This is a genomic window from Thainema salinarum CENA647 (genome assembly GCF_057732415.1).
The window spans coordinates 1,276,882-1,293,184 of sequence record NZ_JBYJZJ010000022.1 but is presented as its reverse complement, the minus strand read 5'-3'; the positions used below and the strand labels follow the sequence as shown (position 1 = coordinate 1,293,184).

Sequence of the window (16,303 nt, the reverse complement as noted above, 5' to 3'; positions counted from 1 at the left end):
TTCAATCTCGGTACGGGCGAATGGCCATCCGCTCTTATAGCGGTGTGCAGATTGATTAAGCACAGTAGCACCCGTAGGTGAACCAGTGACGCACATCTTCTAAGGTGATCAGAGAAAGCCCCTGAGCGATCGCCTCATGCAAGGCTTGCGGAGTTCGTGCCTCAACGGCTCTCAAATACCCTTTCAACTTTGACCACAGGTTTTCAATCGGATTGAAATCTGGGGAATAAGGAGCCAGATAAATCACTCGTGCCCCCACGGCCTCAATGGCTTGCCTGACGCCGTCCACTTTATGGGCAGGCAAATTATCCATCACCACGACCGCTCCCGGCCATAGGAGTGGACAGAGAAGCGTTTCGATGAACCACAAAAACACATCGCCTGTCGTGCCACCCGTAAAGCTGAGGCCCTCAAGGAACCCAGCCTTGAGGCTCATGGCACCGAGGATCGTGAGGTTTTTGCCACGGCCTTTCGGTTGCTGGGCATAGGCCCGTTGACCTCGTTGAGCGCGCGCATACAGCAACACCATGGCCAAGTTAACTCCCGTTTCGTCAAGAAACACCAAATCTTCGACGGCTACATTCCGAATGCTTTGCCAGTAGTCATAGCGTTGCTGCTGTTTTGCTTCGCTATAGACCTCACTGGCCTTGAGACTTTTTTTTTCGCGTGATGCCCAGTTTGCTGAGGGTGCGACTGATGGTGCTACCGCTCACCTGGATGCCGGTTCGGGCGGCTAAGCGCTCAGCCAGTTGGGCCAACGTGGCATCATTATCCGCTTCTACTAGCTCCCGTAACACCTCATGGTGACTGGCTTGAAGCGTGGGTTGAGGACCGCCGACATAGGGTTTGGGGGCGATGCTTCCGGTAGCTCGATACTGTTTCACAAGCAGACGGACGCTATCTTGACTCACTTGAAAGCGCTTGGCTAATTGTCGAATGGATCCTTCACCTTGCTCGTAAAGGGTGACGATACGGTGACGTAAATCAGCGGAGTGGGGACGCATAGGCATGACCAAAGCAGTACAAACGAGCGTACTGCATAATTTTGCAAACCGCTATATATCAAGCCTGGTTGAAAACCCATGATTTATGTTTTGTGAACCGTTTGCTCCACAAACGGTTCACAAAACATAGATTGGGTTCTTATACACAGACTCGATATTACTAGGTACGCAAAATCAACCGCTACATCGAACAATAATTGTGAATAACGCGGCCAAAGCCGCGCAGTTGTTCAAAATAGGTGCGGCTCACGGCATCTCCCTCCATTGAGAGCTGATCAATGCCGATGCCGTTGCGGCCCTGGTCGCGGCCTGAACTGTGGATATATTCATTGTTACCCAGGCATAACCCGACATGGGTGGCCTTTTCCGGGGGGCCAAAAAAGACCAGATCGCCTGCTTGCACCTCCGCTTGTTCAATTGGATCGGCAAATCCCTCCTGCTGATAGGCATCGCGGGGAATCCAAATGTCCACGGACTGAAAAGCGGCCTGCATCAGACCGGAGCAGTCATAATTGGGCGCAACCGTGCCGCCCCAGAGATATTCATTGGGTTGGTTCATGGCCGCTTGAGTGAACGCAATTACCTCAGGTAGACGGGCGGCGATATCCTCTCGGTCGTAGACAGCGGGTTGATACGGAGCAGGTGCGATCGCAACTTTCTCTAGATCCTCAACTAATAACCAGCCGGGATAGCCATCTTCTTCGAAGCGGACGTAGAGATAGGGTTGATGGTTGGTGGAACTGCCAGGAGATTCAGCGGGCATTTTTTCAACGCGGAATTGGCGATTTTGGGCGGCTTGGGTGACGAGGCTGTTTGCTTCAGTCGGCAAATCTGGAGTTTTGTAGAGATTCAGATTGGCCAAACACCGATAGGACTGATTAAGCTGAAGTTCAGAGAGTGTAACCATAAAATAACCGTCAGATAAGCCCGTTTTGTGACACCATGACCTTTTTTCAGCGCGACCCAGATCTTCAGCAGTCATTAGAAACTATCCTAAATGAAACCTGGGCTGAGTTTTCAACCTTGGCCGAAAACCAGATTGCAGCTACCTGGATTGTGTATGACGAACCTGTGATTGTAAATACGGGCGGTGCCCTTAGCGCTAATGAATTTTGGCAGCATAAGCCCAGAGGAGCCGTTTATCGCGGGGTTGAGCGCATTTATCCGGCCAGTATCGTCAAGCTGTTTTATTTGGTGGCGGTGCAGGAATGGCTGGAAACCAATATGATTCAGTCGTCTGCGGAACTGGATCGGGCGGTGACGGACATGATCGTAGACTCCAGTAACGATGCAACGAGTCTAGTCGTCGATGTTCTATCGGGCACCACCAGCGGCCCGGAGCTACCGCCTGGCCCCTTTGAAACCTGGCAATATCAGCGCAATATTGTCAATCGCTATTACGAATCGCTACAGTGGCCGGAGTTGGCAACGATTAATGTCAATCAGAAAACCTGGTGTGATGGAGCCTACGGGCGGGAGCGCATTTTTCTGGGCGAACTGATGCAGCAGCGCAATATGCTGACAACTAACGCCACAGCCCGATTGCTGCACAGCATCGTCGGTGGCGTGGCGGTTTCGTCAGTGCGATCGCAACTGATAATGCAGTTGATGTATCGCAGTCTGCATCCGGCAGACTTGGCGGCGAATCCGCTCAATCAGGTCAAGGGCTTTTTGGGAGCCGGACTCCCGCCCGTAGCGCGGCTCTGGTCAAAGGCGGGGCATACAAGTCAGGTGCGGCATGATGCCATTTACGTTGAACTGCCGGAACAGTTGCCGTATTTGCTAGTGGTGTTTACGGAAGGGGAAGCCCAGAGTGAGTCGGAGGAGCTGCTGCCGTTTGTGTCGCAGCGAATTGTGGAACAGATGCCAAAGCGATCGATGTAATGTTGACACGGGTGTAGGGGCGAATGGCCATTCGCCCCTACAAAGTTTATTTGCTTACACTAGCGGCTTTATAAGCGGCCCAGCCGCCGAGGTTGGAGATATCGGGCCAGTTGTGCTGTTCGACCAGTTCTTGGGGGTAGAGCATGGCGGTGAGGACTTCGCCGTCTTCGAGAATTACGTCAGCGGGGTACATGTTGGGTGGTTCGTTGGCCAGCAGATACTCAAATTCGGCCAGGGTCAGCTCGTAGACTTCGCCGGGAATGCTGATGCCGTTGGTTTCGACTTGATAAATGGCGGGGTGCCAACCGTCACCTGCGGCGTGGAGGCGGTAGAGGGGCTTCGTTTTGGCTTCTTTAATGAACGTGGCGTTCCCCAGATTTTCGTGATCGGGCTGTCCCCGCAGGGCAGAACCACAAATAAAAATCCGCTTCGTTGCTGCCGTTGGTTCAGACATAGGTACTCCTTTCAAATGTTTTGAATCCTTGATATAAATGGCGCAGGTTTACATTTCTTCATGGATACTGTGATCAACGGCACCGTGATCCGTCCGAACGCTCAGCCGTCTCGCCTGAAGCCATCTGCATGGATTCGCCTTCAACCGGGAATTCTAGCAGCTATAGGAATACACCTTACAACCTGCTTTATTTCTCAAGCATTGTTAAGGAGGAATCACCCGCTAAATGTGTAGGCGTACACACTTTATCCGCAGATTAACTGAATACTGTATACAAAAGGCGGATTAGAATGGTCAAACCTGCTCGAATCGGATTGAACGGATTTGTCTGAGCGAAATCTATGCAGAGGTTGATGATTTCAAATCACTACGGCAGGACGATCGACTAGTTCCCATCAGGCTTCAGAATGAACGGCAGGTTTACTAAAACAGGTCAACTGACTCACCGTTAGGTCAACTTCTCACTTAATTACCAATTGATTGTCTCAATCGAGATTATTCAAATCACGTTTCAACACACCATTAGCAAACTAGGGGAGGGAACACACAAATCATGGTCGCAATTACCCGACAGTTAACGTTAGACGTCAATGGCGATCGCCTCAATGCCAGTATTGAGCGACTGGCTGAAATTGGAAAGCTCTCTCAGGGCGGTATTCGGCGGTTGGCTTTTACGCTAGAAGACCAAAAGGCGCGCGCTCTGGTGCAGCGCTGGATGCAGGAAGCGGGCATGATTGTTCGCATCGATACGGCGGGTAATTTGATCGGGCGCTACGAAGGCAAAATTCCCCACGCACCTGCCCTGGCAACGGGTTCCCACATCGACACCGTACCGCTCGGCGGCAAGTACGATGGTGTTTTAGGCGTTCTGGCCGGGATTGAAGTGGTGCGGACGCTGAATGAAAACCGAATTCGGCTCAATCATCCGGTGGAAGTGATTGTGTTTGCCGATGAAGAAAGCAGCATGATCGGCGCACAGGGCATGGCTGGCACGGTCAAAGCGGCTGAGTATATCCATCCGCCCAATGATGAAGGCTCGATTGAGTCTTGCTTAGAGAACATTGGTGGTGACTGGAACCAGATTCATACCGCTGTGCGATCGCGGGATAACATGGCGGCGTTTGTCGAGCTGCACGTGGAGCAGGGCGGCGTTCTCGATAGTCAAGATAAGGCGATTGGTGTTGTTCTGGGTGTCGTCGGGATGCATCGCTATGCGATTCGGGTCACAGGCACGCCGAATCACGCTGGCACAACGCCGATGGATCAGCGGCAGGATGCCCTGGTTGCAGCGTCGCAGATTGTCCTCGCGGTGCAGAAGCTGGCGCTGGATGCGCCAGGTGCTCCAGTAGCAACCGTCGGGTCGCTAGAAGTCTTTCCTAACGCTGCCAATATCGTACCGGGGCAGGTACAGCTGACGGTGGATATGCGTGATTTGTCGCCGGACTGTTTGGCATTGATGACGAAGCGGCTGCATCGGGCGCTGAACGAAATTGCGCGGCAGACCAATACAGAAATCGAAATTGAGCCAATCTTGGTTGTCGAACCCTCACCAGCCGCGCAGCATGTGCAGAACGTGATTGAGCAAACCTGTCAGGAACTGAACCTCAGCTACTGTCACTTACCCAGCCGCGCCGGACATGACGCGATGGAAATGGGCCGCATTACCGACATGGGCATGATTTTTGTACCCAGTCACCAGGGGATTAGCCACTCGGAAGCCGAATATACGTCACCTGAACAGTGTACGCAGGGCGCAAATGTATTGCTTTATACACTGATGAAGCTAGATCAGGCGTATCGTTAAGCTTTATCCCGAAAACCCCACGGAAAAGGGCGGCACTGCCGTCCTTTTATTTTGAGCTTATTCTGAGCGATCCACAGGGGAAATAGGTCATATCGAGAAGCGGATTTTGTTGACCGATTCTGAACTTAGACCCACAGTTTAACGGCTACGCGCCTGCGACAGCGTTCGATGGCGTTGTACAGGTGTGCCAAAGAGGTGCCAAAGAGAAAGTCCCAAACGTTTTAGCGGGCCAGCACATTGCAGTAATGGCTGACCCGCTGAGCTAACTTATTCAGTTGTAAGGTCCAAGGTTTGTCCTATAGCTAACTTCGAGTGAAGTTATTGAGATTGCAGGACTTGAACCTACCTCTCCGCAGTGCATCTGACGATGCATGGATTGACATAGCTCCCGAAGGAGTGCCGCCACTCCACCTACAGATGAGGTAGAGTGCCACAATCTCTTCCACATACTAACAGAGCTATCCGGTTTGGACACAAAGAAAAATTAAGATATAGCGGAGCAGTTGAATCGCAGAGATAAATATCTGTTTCGAGTTGTTAATGAGCATTTTAAGTTTGGATAAGTTCAAAACAGAGAACGGGAGAGAAATTGCTAGCAATTTCTCTCCCGTTCTCTGTTTTGCTGGATTTTCGAAGTCCATCTTAGATGAGTTTGACAGCCTTTAGGCCAAAGTAAAGACCCATTGCCGCCGCAAATGCGATCGCAAGATAAACAAAATAAACAACAACAGCCATGAATCGAGTCCTCGTTGATACCAAAATCTAAAATTGCAATATTTCTATTGAACCATTTCGGATGACTTTCATTTCATCTGGCATTCAATAGACTAAATCCCAGCAGAGGGAGGCTGCCGCCGCAATGGGGCAACCTGAGCTATACAACATGCCATCGTCGCCTCCACCACCTATTTGGCTTTTGGTCGAAATAAATGCTGATGTTCTGGATTGTAGAGGCGCGATCGCAGTCCGCGATTTTGCCGCAGTGCAGGACTGATGACATAGAGCGTCGTGCGGATTAGATCTTCTTGCTGAGTCGTTTCTGCCATTTGCGCCAGCGGCACCATCACAATCCGCTCATCTGGCCAGCCTAAACGGTAACAAATTGCCACAGGGGTATCCGACGCATAGTGTTCTAGTAGCTTCGCTTGCGCGGCTTCGACGTGGCGGGCACTGAGATATAAACACAAACTGGCTTGATGGGCAGCCAAGCTGGACAGCTCTTCAGTCGGTGGAACCTGAGTGCGACCACTAATGCGAGTCAGGATAATCGACTGCACAAGGTTGGGAATGGTCAACTCAACCTGTAGGGTCGCTGCTGCCGCCTGAAATGTACTGATACCGGGAATGACTTCAAACGGAACATCTGCTTCCGTCAGTGCTTCCATTTGCTCGTGAATGGCGCTGTATAAACTTGGATCGCCCGAATGCAATCGCACAACCGATTTTCCGGCTCGTACCCGTGCGATCATCAAGGGCAAAATGTCTTCTAATGTCTTGTTGGCTGTCCCAATCACCTCGGCCTCTGGACTAACCCAGTCCAGCATTTGCGGCGGCACGAGAGAATTGGCGTAAAGCACAACCTCAGCCTGAGCCAGAATCCGCTGTCCCTTAACCGTCAGCAGTTCTGGGTCGCCTGGCCCCGCTCCAACAATATATACGGCTGGTTGAAGAGAGGACGCTTGAGTCATATTGGGCACGCGTTGGCACTGATTAGAAAGCAGGTCATAATCGACACGGCTTTTCAGTATAAAGCAGTTAAGGCTTACGCAGGGAATTCATGAGGCGCGTAAGCCCCTGCCCAGATTATTGTGCCTCTGCATAGGGGATGGAGCTATGCTGATGCGTGTGCGATCGCAGATGCAGATGCTGCAAATGATTCTGAATTTTTTGCTTCAGATTTAGGTTCTACATTCGCGGCTATCGGTTCAAGATGATAGCCCACAACCGACATGCCCTGACAAAAAATGCCCTGCTTGGGTCGCACTTCAAAGGCAGGTTTGCGCTTTTTCTGCCACTCCATCTCGGTCAGAATGTCGAAGCCGTTTGCCTTGGGCACAAGCTGTACTGGGGTTTTGCGAGCGCGGGAAACTAAAACATGTGTGGGATTAAACATTGCTAAACCTCAAATTTTCAAAATCATCACAATCAATGTGTTCTTCGTTTTAACTGGGTGAATCCCGTTCAATTGAACGCCAAACAGTGGAGCAAGACGGCTTTGCCGCCTTACCCTAATCCTGAATGTTTCAACTAACGTGATACTTGGGAATTGGCTCTAGTGTGACTCAGTTCCAGCGATGCGTGGAACAGGGGAAACCGTAAAACCAACTTCGTATTTCCCTATACGAATGCTCTACAGACAAAGTTCCCTCTTTTTCGGAGAACTCACAGGCTGTACTTGAAAATTTAGTCTTTATGGGGTAGACCAGTGGGAAGAACCGTCCGGTTGAACCCAAAAAAATTCGGTTTACCCCTTGTCACTGCCCCCCTGAAATTCGCTATGATGTCGAACAGTTCCACTGCGGCGTTGGTGACTACCAACAATGTTTTACGATCTATGCTTTATGTGAAAGGGAACCAAAAGTCTCGATGGCAGTATACCGAGCTTGCGTAGGGCTTCGTGCTTTACCCTGTCACTCGGAAACTTAAAATTGAGGAAAAGGTACCCACCTGGTTTTTCCAGGTCGAAAGCTGAGGTAAGACGGCGTTGCGGGGAACACAAGCATAAGGCTCCTTTGTCCTTTGGGCAGGGGAGCTTTGTTTTTAAGATGAGGCGTGAGGAGTAAGGAGTGAGGCGAATTAGTATGGCCGTTCACCGTTGGGGTTGAAACAGTTACCAAGCTAACGTTGAAACGTTTCAGTATGTGTTTAGCGCAGTTATCTGATCCCCCGCTGTCGCCGCCCCCTTAAAAAAGGGGCTATGCCAACACTAGCTCCAAGTCCCCCTTTTTAAGGGGGATTTAGGGGGATCTAGCGGAGTGCCACGCTAAATACGTGCACGTTTCAACGTTTCAACGTTCCAAAGCATCTCTAAACTTTGCTATACGAAATTGACGAGTAGCGATAGGATCTATCTACCGAAACGATTACGTTGGATCTGAACAACTGCTTTGATTGTTTCCACTTTTCCTGCCAGTATTTCTAAACTCAGCAATGGCCTGACGGTGATTCACCAGTACGTGCCGACCACCTCAGTAGTGGTGACGGATGTTTGGGTGAAAGCAGGTGCGATCGCAGAACCGGATGAATGGGCAGGCATGGCTCATTTTCTAGAGCACATGATTTTCAAGGGAACGCCACACATCCCGCCCGGACTGTTTGACTATGTAATTGAAACGCGGGGCGGCATTACCAACGCGGCTACCAGCCACGACTACGCTCACTACTTTGTCGTCTCGTACAGTGAGCATCTGCCGGAGGTGCTGCCGTACCTAGCGGAACTGCTCCTGAATGCAGCGATTCCCGACGATGAGTTTGATCGTGAACGCAATGTGGTGCTGGAGGAGATTCGCCAAGCTTATGACGATCCGGACTGGGTGGGATTTCAAACCCTAAGCGAAACGGTGTATCAGCAGCATCCCTATCGCCGCTCTGTTTTAGGTACCGAAGATATTCTCCAGCAGCGATCTCCAGAGGAAATGCGCTGCTTTCACCAGTGTCACTATCAGCCCGAACACATGACGGTCGTCGTCGTGGGCGGCATTGAGCGCAATCAGGCGCTGGATTTGGTACAGCAAGCCTTTGATCCGTTTGTAGAACCCGCCGTTTGTCCACGCGGTCAGGCCGATGCCGAACCGCCAATGACGGGTATTCGTCGCCAGGTGCTAGAGGTGCCCCGCTTGGAGCATGCGCGGCTGCTGATGGCATGGCAGGGGCCAGGAGTGGAGCAACTGGATCAAGCCTGCGGTTTAGATTTAATCTCTGTTTTACTGGCCGATGGTCGCACCTCACGTTTGGTCAAGGAACTGCGAGAAGAACGGCAGTTAGTATTAGATATCAACACCAGCTTTTCCCTCCAGCGGGATTCCAGCTTATTCACCCTCAGCGCCTGGTTGGATGCCACCGATCTAGACATCGTTGAAGCCATCATCTGCGATCGCATTGATGAGTTTGCCAATGCCCCCGTGTCCGAAGCCGAATTGAAACGGGGACATCGGTTGCTGTGCAATGACTATGCCTTTTCCACCGAAACAGCAGGCCAACTGGCTGGCCTCTACGGCTACTACGGCACGGTTGCTCGCCCCGAACTATCCGTTGCCTATCCCGAAAACATTCGCGCCTGCCAGGCCGATGATCTTCAAAAACTAGCTCAGCGATACCTATCGCCTCTGCGCTATGCAGCGGTGGCGATGCGGCCTGCGGCTTGAGTTAGTTTGCCACAGTACAAGTCGCTACAGATTGTTCAACTCTTGTATCGGTTGGGATCGAAGCGATTAGATGCAATCTGCCGTTGCGATCGCGCATCCAGCCTTGAGCTTCCTGTAAATGAGGAGCCTCCGATGTTGAGGTCGGGTTGGCTGAATCAGGTAAAGCTGACGAGTCTGACGGTACTGATTCAGTTTGGCTCCATTCGCCGAGATCGTCTAGAAGCGGATTGGTAAAACTGCGATCGCTGGGCGTTGGCGGTAAGCCGCCGCGGCCTGTGACGATGAACTCACTCGGTCGGTCTTGAGCCGCTAAATCACAGGAACGATCAATTAATCCAGTCGGATCGACGACGTTAGCAGGCAATTCAGCCAGCCCTTGAGTTGGATCAACGTCTAAATCATTCTGCACAAACGTCCCGGCTAGACCAAACTGCGAAGAAACCGTAATGTCATTTTCAGGGGTTAGTGCTGGGCGAAACGCAAGACCGCTTAGCAACGTTGTCGTGATGGTGACTGCACCACCATTACCGCGCACGGCATTTGCCGTGATGTCACTGCCATCTTCACCTGTAGGAGCCAAACCGATTACAAACTCCGCCTCAATATTAATGTTGCCGCCATTAGCGTCTTCGAATGCACTGGCTGATATCAGGCTTTCGTTTTCCAACAGAAGTAGCTGTGTGTCACGCAGGAAGATGTTTGCACCGCCTGCGGCATCAGCGCTTAGCCCAGTTACAGCCGATAGCGTCCCTTGATTGAGGCGGATATCTTCAGCATTTACGGTCAAGTTTCCCGCAACGCTATTTGGCGCACTGACGGTAATTCGTCCGCCATCTGTCACTAAAAGCTGTGGTGTCGTCAAAAATAAGTTACCTGCATTGCCAGAGCTTTCTGCGGCAGTAAAAATCGAACTGGGGACAAAATCAGGACCAATAAAGCCGCTACCTGTCACCTGCACAAGTTCTGATGCCTCAATCGTCAGCGTGCCCCCATCGCCTGTGCTAAACGACCCAGCTCGAACTAGCCCTCCAGACTCAACCGAAAGCTGTCCTATCTCTAGCCGTGCTGAACCAGCTTGCCCCGATCCAAACGTGTCAGCAGAGATCTTCGCCCCGTTCCGCACCGTCAGTTGAGGTGTCGTCACAAATAAATCACCACCGTCACCAGTAGAACCATCTTCTGCTGAGACAAATAAACCACCACTGCCCAGATCCAACGTGGCAAACTGAGATGCACCAGATAGGTCAATAAATTCCGTTGCTGTGACATCTAGGTTTCCGGCCTTCCCATCCCCAAATGTACTCACTGCAATTTGAGCACCATCTCGCACAACTAGGCGACTAGTTTGAATACCTATATTTCCACCGTCGCCAGTAGCTCCGAAATCAACAGTTGCACCTAAACCACTCGGAAAGTAATCTGACTCTCCAATTAATTCTACTGAATTTGCAATAACCGTTAAGTTTCCTGCCTGACTAGAACCAAATGTCGTGGTTGAGATCTGTGCACCATCTCGAAGAACTAATTGCCCTGTTTGAATAAAAACAGAGCCACTTTGATTCATGGCATCTTGAGACTCAGCTCCGAGTGCAGTAGGGAAAAAGCCATCTGATGTTGTACCAATTAACTCAAAATTTTGTGGAGCTATCACAGTAATATTGCCTGCCGAGATGAATGCACCATTTTCCAGGCGCACTCTAGGAGCAGCTAAACTAACGTTTCCTGTAGCGCTATCTACTTCTGTGCCTGAACTAATACCTGTAATGTCTCCACTCATTGCAAAAACTTCTGTTGCCGCAATATTTATAGTTCCACCTGATTCATTCCCGAACGTCTGTGGGGAAACAAAGGAAATAAACGAGTCTTCAATTAAGCTGATTGCTTGTCCTTGAATCTGAACATCTCCACCACCTTCGCCACTGACATCAATGAATGTGGCAACTGAGAGCGTCACATCTTGAAACGTTTCAACATCCGTGTAGTCTAGTACAATTCCCGGATTGCTTAGATTCAAGCTGACTGTACTATTACTACCAACTCCACCCAACTCTACTCGGCCCGATTCGGTGGCAATAAATACCTCAGCTAGAGATACTTCACCACCAATCAATGCCAAAGTTTCACCTGGATCAACAAATAAAGCAGCAAAATCGCCGCTAATGCTGCCAGGATTCTTACCAAATCCCAAACCAACTGGAGCCGTGACGGTTAGCAATGGATTTGTTTGCGTACTGCTAGCAATAAATTCTGTCCCGTCGGCAAACGTCATTCGCTCTGCCGTTGTGGCCAGAAAAGAGCCACCAACATCAAGAAATGCATCTGGCCCAAAGAATACGCCATTGGGATTGATCAAAAATACGTTGGCGTCATTAGCGGCAATCAGTCCATTAATATCGGAAATGCTATTTCCCGTAACTCGCGTAATGATATTTTCAACAGTTGCAGAATTATTAAAGTAGGCTTCTCCACCCGTTGGGATTGAAAATTCACTAAAGCTGTGAAACAAGTTGCCACCTTGTTCTGTGCCTGCGGTGATTTCACAAATCGTACAGCCGGGAGCAACAGCAGAATCCGTTGGTAGTGTTGTATCTGGAATAATTTGAGCAGATGTCGCTTTGGGTAGCGCCAGCACAATTAAACTGCTCAAACACAGGAACGTACATTGGACAGATGGAAAACACATATTTTTGAATCTACCAACATAGTTGAGCCACTACGGTCTTTTCATGCTACCGAGTTGCCACTATTACTACACCGCTTTATTTACAGAAATAAAATAACCAGCTAGATAAACCTCTAGCTGGCTCAAACAAAACTAATTCAGATTTCACATGCGATGGTGGGCTTGATTTAGTTGATTTGGGCTTTGCGACGAGCAATAGAACTAGCTCCTAAAGCTCCTAGCACCAGCAACCCTGCCACTGAGACAGGTTCGGGGACTTCATTCACATCAACTATTGTGAATGGAGCACTTTGTCCATCTACACCAAACTTTGTGCCGTTGCCGTCATCCAAGAGATCAAAGTCAAAAAAGGACGACATGCCCTTCAGTTCACCTGGAATGATTTCATCTCCGCTAGGTAAGGACGCTAAATAGGAAATTGGCGCATCTGTCACATCGCCGAGACCAATACCATCTCCAGAAAAGTCAGGAGCAAACAGCCTCAGAGTGAAGCCACCACTAGAATCACCACCTGAGAAGTTGGATTCATATACAAAAAACTGGTTGATTGTTTCTCCGTCAATGACCAATGGCGTATCTACAACTGAGTCAGCAGAAACTGGGCTCGAACCAATGCTTACGTCACCATCAGAGGAACTATCACTGGCTAGACCTAAGAAGGATTCACGTGGAGATTCGCTTAAGCTGGCAAGAATTTCGCTGAGCGACAAATTCCCATTGGTGAATAAAGCTTCATCAGATCCGCTAATTTGATCTCCCTCAAAGATGACTAAAGCATCGATTCCTTCCTCACCCAAGGCATCATCGGCTTCAAATATCGTAAATGTACCGTCATTATTTGAACGCCGAAATCCACGAACTCGTCTTGCTTCAGCATCTTCGGGAATGAGGGCACCGAGCATCGTTAGTGCTAATGCTCCAGCGGCGGCTGCTTTGATGCGAGGGGAACTAAATAGAGAAGTCATATTTTTTAGGTAGTTTAATGTGACTGTGCAAAAACTGACGAGAAACTACTCTTCTGCCGATAGTCAACAGAGGCGTGTTGAAGATCTGTGTTCTTTATTATTCCGTCACAATGTTTACATCGAACAATTGTGGCAGCAATGCAAAATTCTGTAGCTTTACGGTAAATTTATCCGGATTTAGTAATTTCAGCTTTTAGCATCTCTGTGAATTTACATAAATCTCACAAAGATACCCGTAAATACCCGTAAAGTTTTATGTAGGCAATATATTTCCAGTCTGAGTTGACCAAGTCCATTCAGCGATTGCGAGGCCATGCGCCTGATTATGTGAAGCTAATGTAAACTAACGAGTCCGATTGCATATTGCACCATCTAGTAATCTGCGATCGCAATCTCCAGCATTCGATCCCCCAGATCATCGAACAGAATCTATTGGGAACACTGTTTAAAGTCTCCACTGCAAATCGAGATCGCATTAGCAACCTCACCAGCAACAAGATTTTGAGATGATGAAAATGTCCCAGAAATGCTAACGTCGAACGGGATACCGCTGAGGGACACCTTTTTGTACTGTTAATTAAAATTTTTGAGAATTCATTGGTGACACTAACTTTTCAAGAGCAAACAATCCATCGAACGGTTCTAAAAAACGGCATGGTTGTGATTGTCTTTGAGAATCCAACCGCCGATATCATTGCTGGACGCCTGTTTCTACGGGTAGGCAGCAGCTATGAACCTCGCCACCATGCTGGCGTGTTTAATCTAATCGCCTCAGTTTTGACCAAGGGCACCGAACAGCTTTCGTCAATGGACATTGCTGAGCGGGTTGAGTCCATTGGAGCCAGTTTAGGAGCCGATACGGCTTCCGACTATAGCTTGATCAGCTTTAAGACTGTTTCTGCCGACTATCCCGATATTTTGGATTTAGTGGCGCAGTTGCTGCGAACTCCCACGTTTCCAGAGCACGAGGTGGAGCTAGAAAAGCGGCTAACGCTACAAAGTTTGCGTTCAATGCACGAGCAGCCGTTTGCGATGGCCTACCAAAACCTGCGGCAGGCGCTCTATGGGGATCACCCCTATGCCTTGTCGGGATTAGGCACGGAGGAAACGATCACGCAGTTCGACCGGGATCTGCTCCAGCACTACCATCAAACCTATTTCCGCCCCGACAACATGATCTTCAGCCTGGTGGGTCGAATTGGGATTGAAGATGCGATCGCATCGATTGAACAGGCGTTTGGCGATTGGCAACCCACCACCCCATGCCCTGACCGTCCAGTTCTGCCTGCACTACCGAATGTGCCAGATGAGCCGACCCTAATTTTGCAGGCTCAGGAAACCCAGCAGTCAATCATTATGGTGGGATATCCAGCGACATCGGTACATAACGAAGACTACGTTGTATTGAAGCTGCTCAATACCTATTTGGGCAACGGCCTATCGAGTCGGCTATTCACAGAACTGCGGGAAAAGCAGGGTTTAGCCTACGAAGTGTCGGCCTTCTATCCTACGCGGCTCGATACGTCCCATTTTGTGGCCTACATGGGTACAGCTCCACAAAATACAGCGGTTGCCTTAGCGGGTTTGCGATCAGAGCTAGAGCAATTGTGCACGACTCCGCTGGAAGCCGAGGCGCTACAGGCGGCTAAGAACAAGCTGCTGGGTCAGTATGCGTTGGGTAAGCAAACCAATTCTCAAATTGCCCAAGTTTACGGCTGGTATGAAACCCTGGGCTTAGGACTGGAATTTGACCAGACCTTTCAAACTGCGATCGCAGATATCAGTATCGAAGACGCCCAGCAGGTTGCCTGTCGCTATTTCCAGCAGCCCTATATCTCCCTACTGGGGCCAGAAGCCGTCCTCAATAGTTTTCAGAACTAGTGTTTACTCTTCCTCGTTCATCGAACTGGCTGACGTCTACGTCGATTGATCAGCCAGTTCAATATATTTGGCATCCAGCAAAAACGATCCCCGGTTAAACTTCACCTTCCAGGTATCCGCCAGCCGCGCTTCGGTAATGATCCCGGTTTCGCCAACAGGTAGCACATCCGGCGGGCGCAGCATTGGCATCGTATCCGCCGTTTTGATATAGGGTGGACGCACCGCAAGCCGCACGCGATCGCCAACTGAAAACTGTTTTGGATTGGATTCGTCTGACATATCACTCCTCTCGCCTCACTTCTCACGCTTTTCAGCAACGATCTTATCCCGCTGTTGACGCTTCAGACGGCAGGTTATCGGAGAGGCTGCGCAGATACATGCCGCCAACGCTGGTTAGGAAGACGAGATAGGCAACCGCCTGCACGGCATACAGGTGATCGCGATAGCCCAAGAGTGCCTTCAGTAAGACACCCGGAAAGGTTCGATCCGGCAAGATGCCCGACAAATCCCAAAGCTGAATGCCCAGCAGACAGGATTCCTGACCTGGGCTGCAAAATGGGACACGTTCCGGTGCCACTTGCGCCAGCGCCAAGACGGTTTCATCCAGATGGTGCAGCGACCCAATCACTAAACCCGCCACGATCAGCAGCAGCAATACGCCCATGCCCTGAAAGAACTGCTTCAGGTTGATTCGCACGCCGAGCCGGAACAGCAAAATGCCGATCAGAACTGCACCCAGCAAACCTGCGATCGCACCCATTACAGGCGTCCAGCCATCCTGAAATTGAGCCGAGATAAACACCACCGTTTCAAAGCCTTCCCGCAGCACGGCAATTAGGATCAGCGTAAAAATTGCCCAGCCTGCACCGCCGGACTGCTCCAGCGCGTCATCCACTGCGCCCTGCACCTCTGCTTTTAGCCCTTTGGCCTGCTGCGTCATCCACACCAGCATCCAGCTCAACAGTGCGATCGCAACCATGCCAAACGTCGTCTCTAGCAGCGGTTCCACCACCGTTGCATAGGGCTGATCCGACGCCTGGAGCCACGCCATCAGCCGATTAAAGCCAACGCCAACTAAAACGCTGACGAGTAGACCAACGCCAATGCCGCCAAACACCCAGCGATTGAGCGACGTGCGGTCAGCCTGCTTCAGATAGGCCATCACAATACCGACGACGAGGGCGGCTTCAACCCCCTCGCGCAGAGTAATCACAAACGTCGGCAGAGCTGCGGTAATATCCATCGTAAATTTTGAGTCGTCTGA

The 16,303-nt window shown here is 50.3% G+C and carries 14 protein-coding genes, 1 other RNA gene and 1 pseudogene; 5 read left to right on the top strand and 11 right to left on the bottom strand.

Features of this window, described 5'->3' with window-relative positions; translation table 11 throughout:
• Positions 1–55: 55 nt before the first annotated feature.
• The 3 genes and pseudogenes from AC286M_RS12505 to AC286M_RS12495 all read right to left on the bottom strand — a co-directional run.
• Positions 56–616, bottom strand: a pseudogene (locus tag AC286M_RS12505) (IS630 family transposase); the annotation flags it as partial.
• 22 nt (positions 617–638) lie between these two features.
• Complete coding sequence (locus AC286M_RS12500; protein ID WP_488202941.1) at positions 639–1,010, bottom strand: helix-turn-helix domain-containing protein; 372 nt, start codon at positions 1,008–1,010, stop codon at positions 639–641.
• A gap of 175 nt (positions 1,011–1,185) precedes the next feature.
• The gene (locus AC286M_RS12495; protein ID WP_488204715.1) at positions 1,186–1,911 is read right to left on the bottom strand and encodes a C40 family peptidase; all 726 of its coding nucleotides are present in this window, start codon (positions 1,909–1,911) and stop codon (positions 1,186–1,188) included.
• A gap of 35 nt (positions 1,912–1,946) precedes the next feature.
• Here AC286M_RS12495 and AC286M_RS12490 point away from each other — a divergent pair, with 35 nt between their 5' ends.
• On the top strand, positions 1,947–2,888 hold the full coding sequence (locus AC286M_RS12490; RefSeq protein WP_488204714.1) for a serine hydrolase: 942 nt from the start codon (positions 1,947–1,949) through the stop codon (positions 2,886–2,888).
• A gap of 46 nt (positions 2,889–2,934) precedes the next feature.
• Here the strand turns inward: AC286M_RS12490 and AC286M_RS12485 are convergent, their stop codons facing one another.
• The gene (locus tag AC286M_RS12485) at positions 2,935–3,342 is read right to left on the bottom strand and encodes a gamma-glutamylcyclotransferase family protein (RefSeq protein ID WP_488204713.1); all 408 of its coding nucleotides are present in this window, start codon (positions 3,340–3,342) and stop codon (positions 2,935–2,937) included.
• A gap of 553 nt (positions 3,343–3,895) precedes the next feature.
• Here AC286M_RS12485 and AC286M_RS12480 point away from each other — a divergent pair.
• Complete coding sequence (locus AC286M_RS12480; protein WP_488204712.1) at positions 3,896–5,146, top strand: Zn-dependent hydrolase; 1,251 nt, start codon at positions 3,896–3,898, stop codon at positions 5,144–5,146.
• A gap of 642 nt (positions 5,147–5,788) precedes the next feature.
• On the opposite strand, the gene petL is transcribed toward AC286M_RS12480, so the two are convergent.
• The 3 genes from petL to AC286M_RS12465 all read right to left on the bottom strand — a co-directional run bounded on the left by petL (position 5,789) and on the right by AC286M_RS12465 (position 7,259).
• On the bottom strand, positions 5,789–5,881 hold the full coding sequence (petL, locus tag AC286M_RS12475; protein ID WP_488204711.1) for a cytochrome b6-f complex subunit PetL: 93 nt from the start codon (positions 5,879–5,881) through the stop codon (positions 5,789–5,791).
• Positions 5,882–6,051: 170 nt separating this feature from the next.
• Positions 6,052–6,834 (bottom strand): precorrin-4 C(11)-methyltransferase, encoded by a 783-nt coding sequence (gene cobM / locus AC286M_RS12470; RefSeq protein ID WP_488204710.1) that lies wholly within the window; start codon positions 6,832–6,834, stop codon positions 6,052–6,054.
• A 143-nt stretch (positions 6,835–6,977) separates the two neighbouring features.
• Positions 6,978–7,259 carry a hypothetical protein gene (locus tag AC286M_RS12465; protein ID WP_488204709.1) on the bottom strand — a complete coding sequence of 94 codons (282 nt, stop codon included), beginning with the start codon at positions 7,257–7,259 and terminating at the stop codon, positions 6,978–6,980.
• A gap of 397 nt (positions 7,260–7,656) precedes the next feature.
• Here AC286M_RS12465 and ssrS point away from each other — a divergent pair.
• A non-coding RNA gene (ssrS, locus tag AC286M_RS12460) (6S RNA) lies at positions 7,657–7,863 on the top strand.
• 390 nt (positions 7,864–8,253) lie between these two features.
• Entirely contained in the window at positions 8,254–9,510 is a 1,257-nt protein-coding gene (locus AC286M_RS12455) for a M16 family metallopeptidase (RefSeq protein WP_488204708.1), read from the top strand.
• A 1-nt stretch (position 9,511) separates the two neighbouring features.
• Here the strand turns inward: AC286M_RS12455 and AC286M_RS12450 are convergent, their stop codons facing one another.
• The gene (locus tag AC286M_RS12450; protein WP_488204707.1) at positions 9,512–12,193 is read right to left on the bottom strand and encodes a two-partner secretion domain-containing protein; all 2,682 of its coding nucleotides are present in this window, start codon (positions 12,191–12,193) and stop codon (positions 9,512–9,514) included.
• A 167-nt stretch (positions 12,194–12,360) separates the two neighbouring features.
• On the bottom strand, positions 12,361–13,158 hold the full coding sequence (locus AC286M_RS12445) for a PEP-CTERM sorting domain-containing protein (RefSeq protein WP_488204706.1): 798 nt from the start codon (positions 13,156–13,158) through the stop codon (positions 12,361–12,363).
• 600 nt (positions 13,159–13,758) lie between these two features.
• Here AC286M_RS12445 and AC286M_RS12440 point away from each other — a divergent pair.
• Positions 13,759–15,039 carry a M16 family metallopeptidase gene (locus AC286M_RS12440; protein ID WP_488204705.1) on the top strand — a complete coding sequence of 427 codons (1,281 nt, stop codon included), beginning with the start codon at positions 13,759–13,761 and terminating at the stop codon, positions 15,037–15,039.
• A gap of 36 nt (positions 15,040–15,075) precedes the next feature.
• Here the strand turns inward: AC286M_RS12440 and sipA are convergent, their stop codons facing one another.
• On the bottom strand, positions 15,076–15,318 hold the full coding sequence (sipA, locus tag AC286M_RS12435) for a regulatory protein SipA (protein ID WP_488204704.1): 243 nt from the start codon (positions 15,316–15,318) through the stop codon (positions 15,076–15,078).
• 43 nt (positions 15,319–15,361) lie between these two features.
• A complete protein-coding gene (locus tag AC286M_RS12430; protein ID WP_488204703.1) occupies positions 15,362–16,282 on the bottom strand; it encodes an FTR1 family iron permease in 921 nt (306 codons plus the stop codon).
• Between the last annotated feature and the right edge of the window lie 21 nt (positions 16,283–16,303).

Bases quoted from the DNA above. Each gene is read 5' to 3' on its own strand.
- AC286M_RS12500 (WP_488202941.1), bottom strand. From the start codon at position 1,010: ATGCCTATGCGTCCCCACTCCGCTGATTTACGTCACCGTATCGTCACC.
- AC286M_RS12445 (WP_488204706.1), bottom strand. From the start codon at position 13,158: ATGACTTCTCTATTTAGTTCCCCTCGCATCAAAGCAGCCGCCGCTGGA.
- AC286M_RS12485 (WP_488204713.1), bottom strand. From the start codon at position 3,342: ATGTCTGAACCAACGGCAGCAACGAAGCGGATTTTTATTTGTGGTTCT.
- AC286M_RS12480 (WP_488204712.1), top strand. From the start codon at position 3,896: ATGGTCGCAATTACCCGACAGTTAACGTTAGACGTCAATGGCGATCGC.
- AC286M_RS12430 (WP_488204703.1), bottom strand. From the start codon at position 16,282: ATGGATATTACCGCAGCTCTGCCGACGTTTGTGATTACTCTGCGCGAG.
- sipA (WP_488204704.1), bottom strand. From the start codon at position 15,318: ATGTCAGACGAATCCAATCCAAAACAGTTTTCAGTTGGCGATCGCGTG.
- AC286M_RS12490 (WP_488204714.1), top strand. From the start codon at position 1,947: ATGACCTTTTTTCAGCGCGACCCAGATCTTCAGCAGTCATTAGAAACT.
- AC286M_RS12495 (WP_488204715.1), bottom strand. From the start codon at position 1,911: ATGGTTACACTCTCTGAACTTCAGCTTAATCAGTCCTATCGGTGTTTG.
- AC286M_RS12450 (WP_488204707.1), bottom strand. From the start codon at position 12,193: ATGTGTTTTCCATCTGTCCAATGTACGTTCCTGTGTTTGAGCAGTTTA.
- petL (WP_488204711.1), bottom strand. From the start codon at position 5,881: ATGGCTGTTGTTGTTTATTTTGTTTATCTTGCGATCGCATTTGCGGCG.
- AC286M_RS12465 (WP_488204709.1), bottom strand. From the start codon at position 7,259: ATGTTTAATCCCACACATGTTTTAGTTTCCCGCGCTCGCAAAACCCCA.
- cobM (WP_488204710.1), bottom strand. From the start codon at position 6,834: ATGACTCAAGCGTCCTCTCTTCAACCAGCCGTATATATTGTTGGAGCG.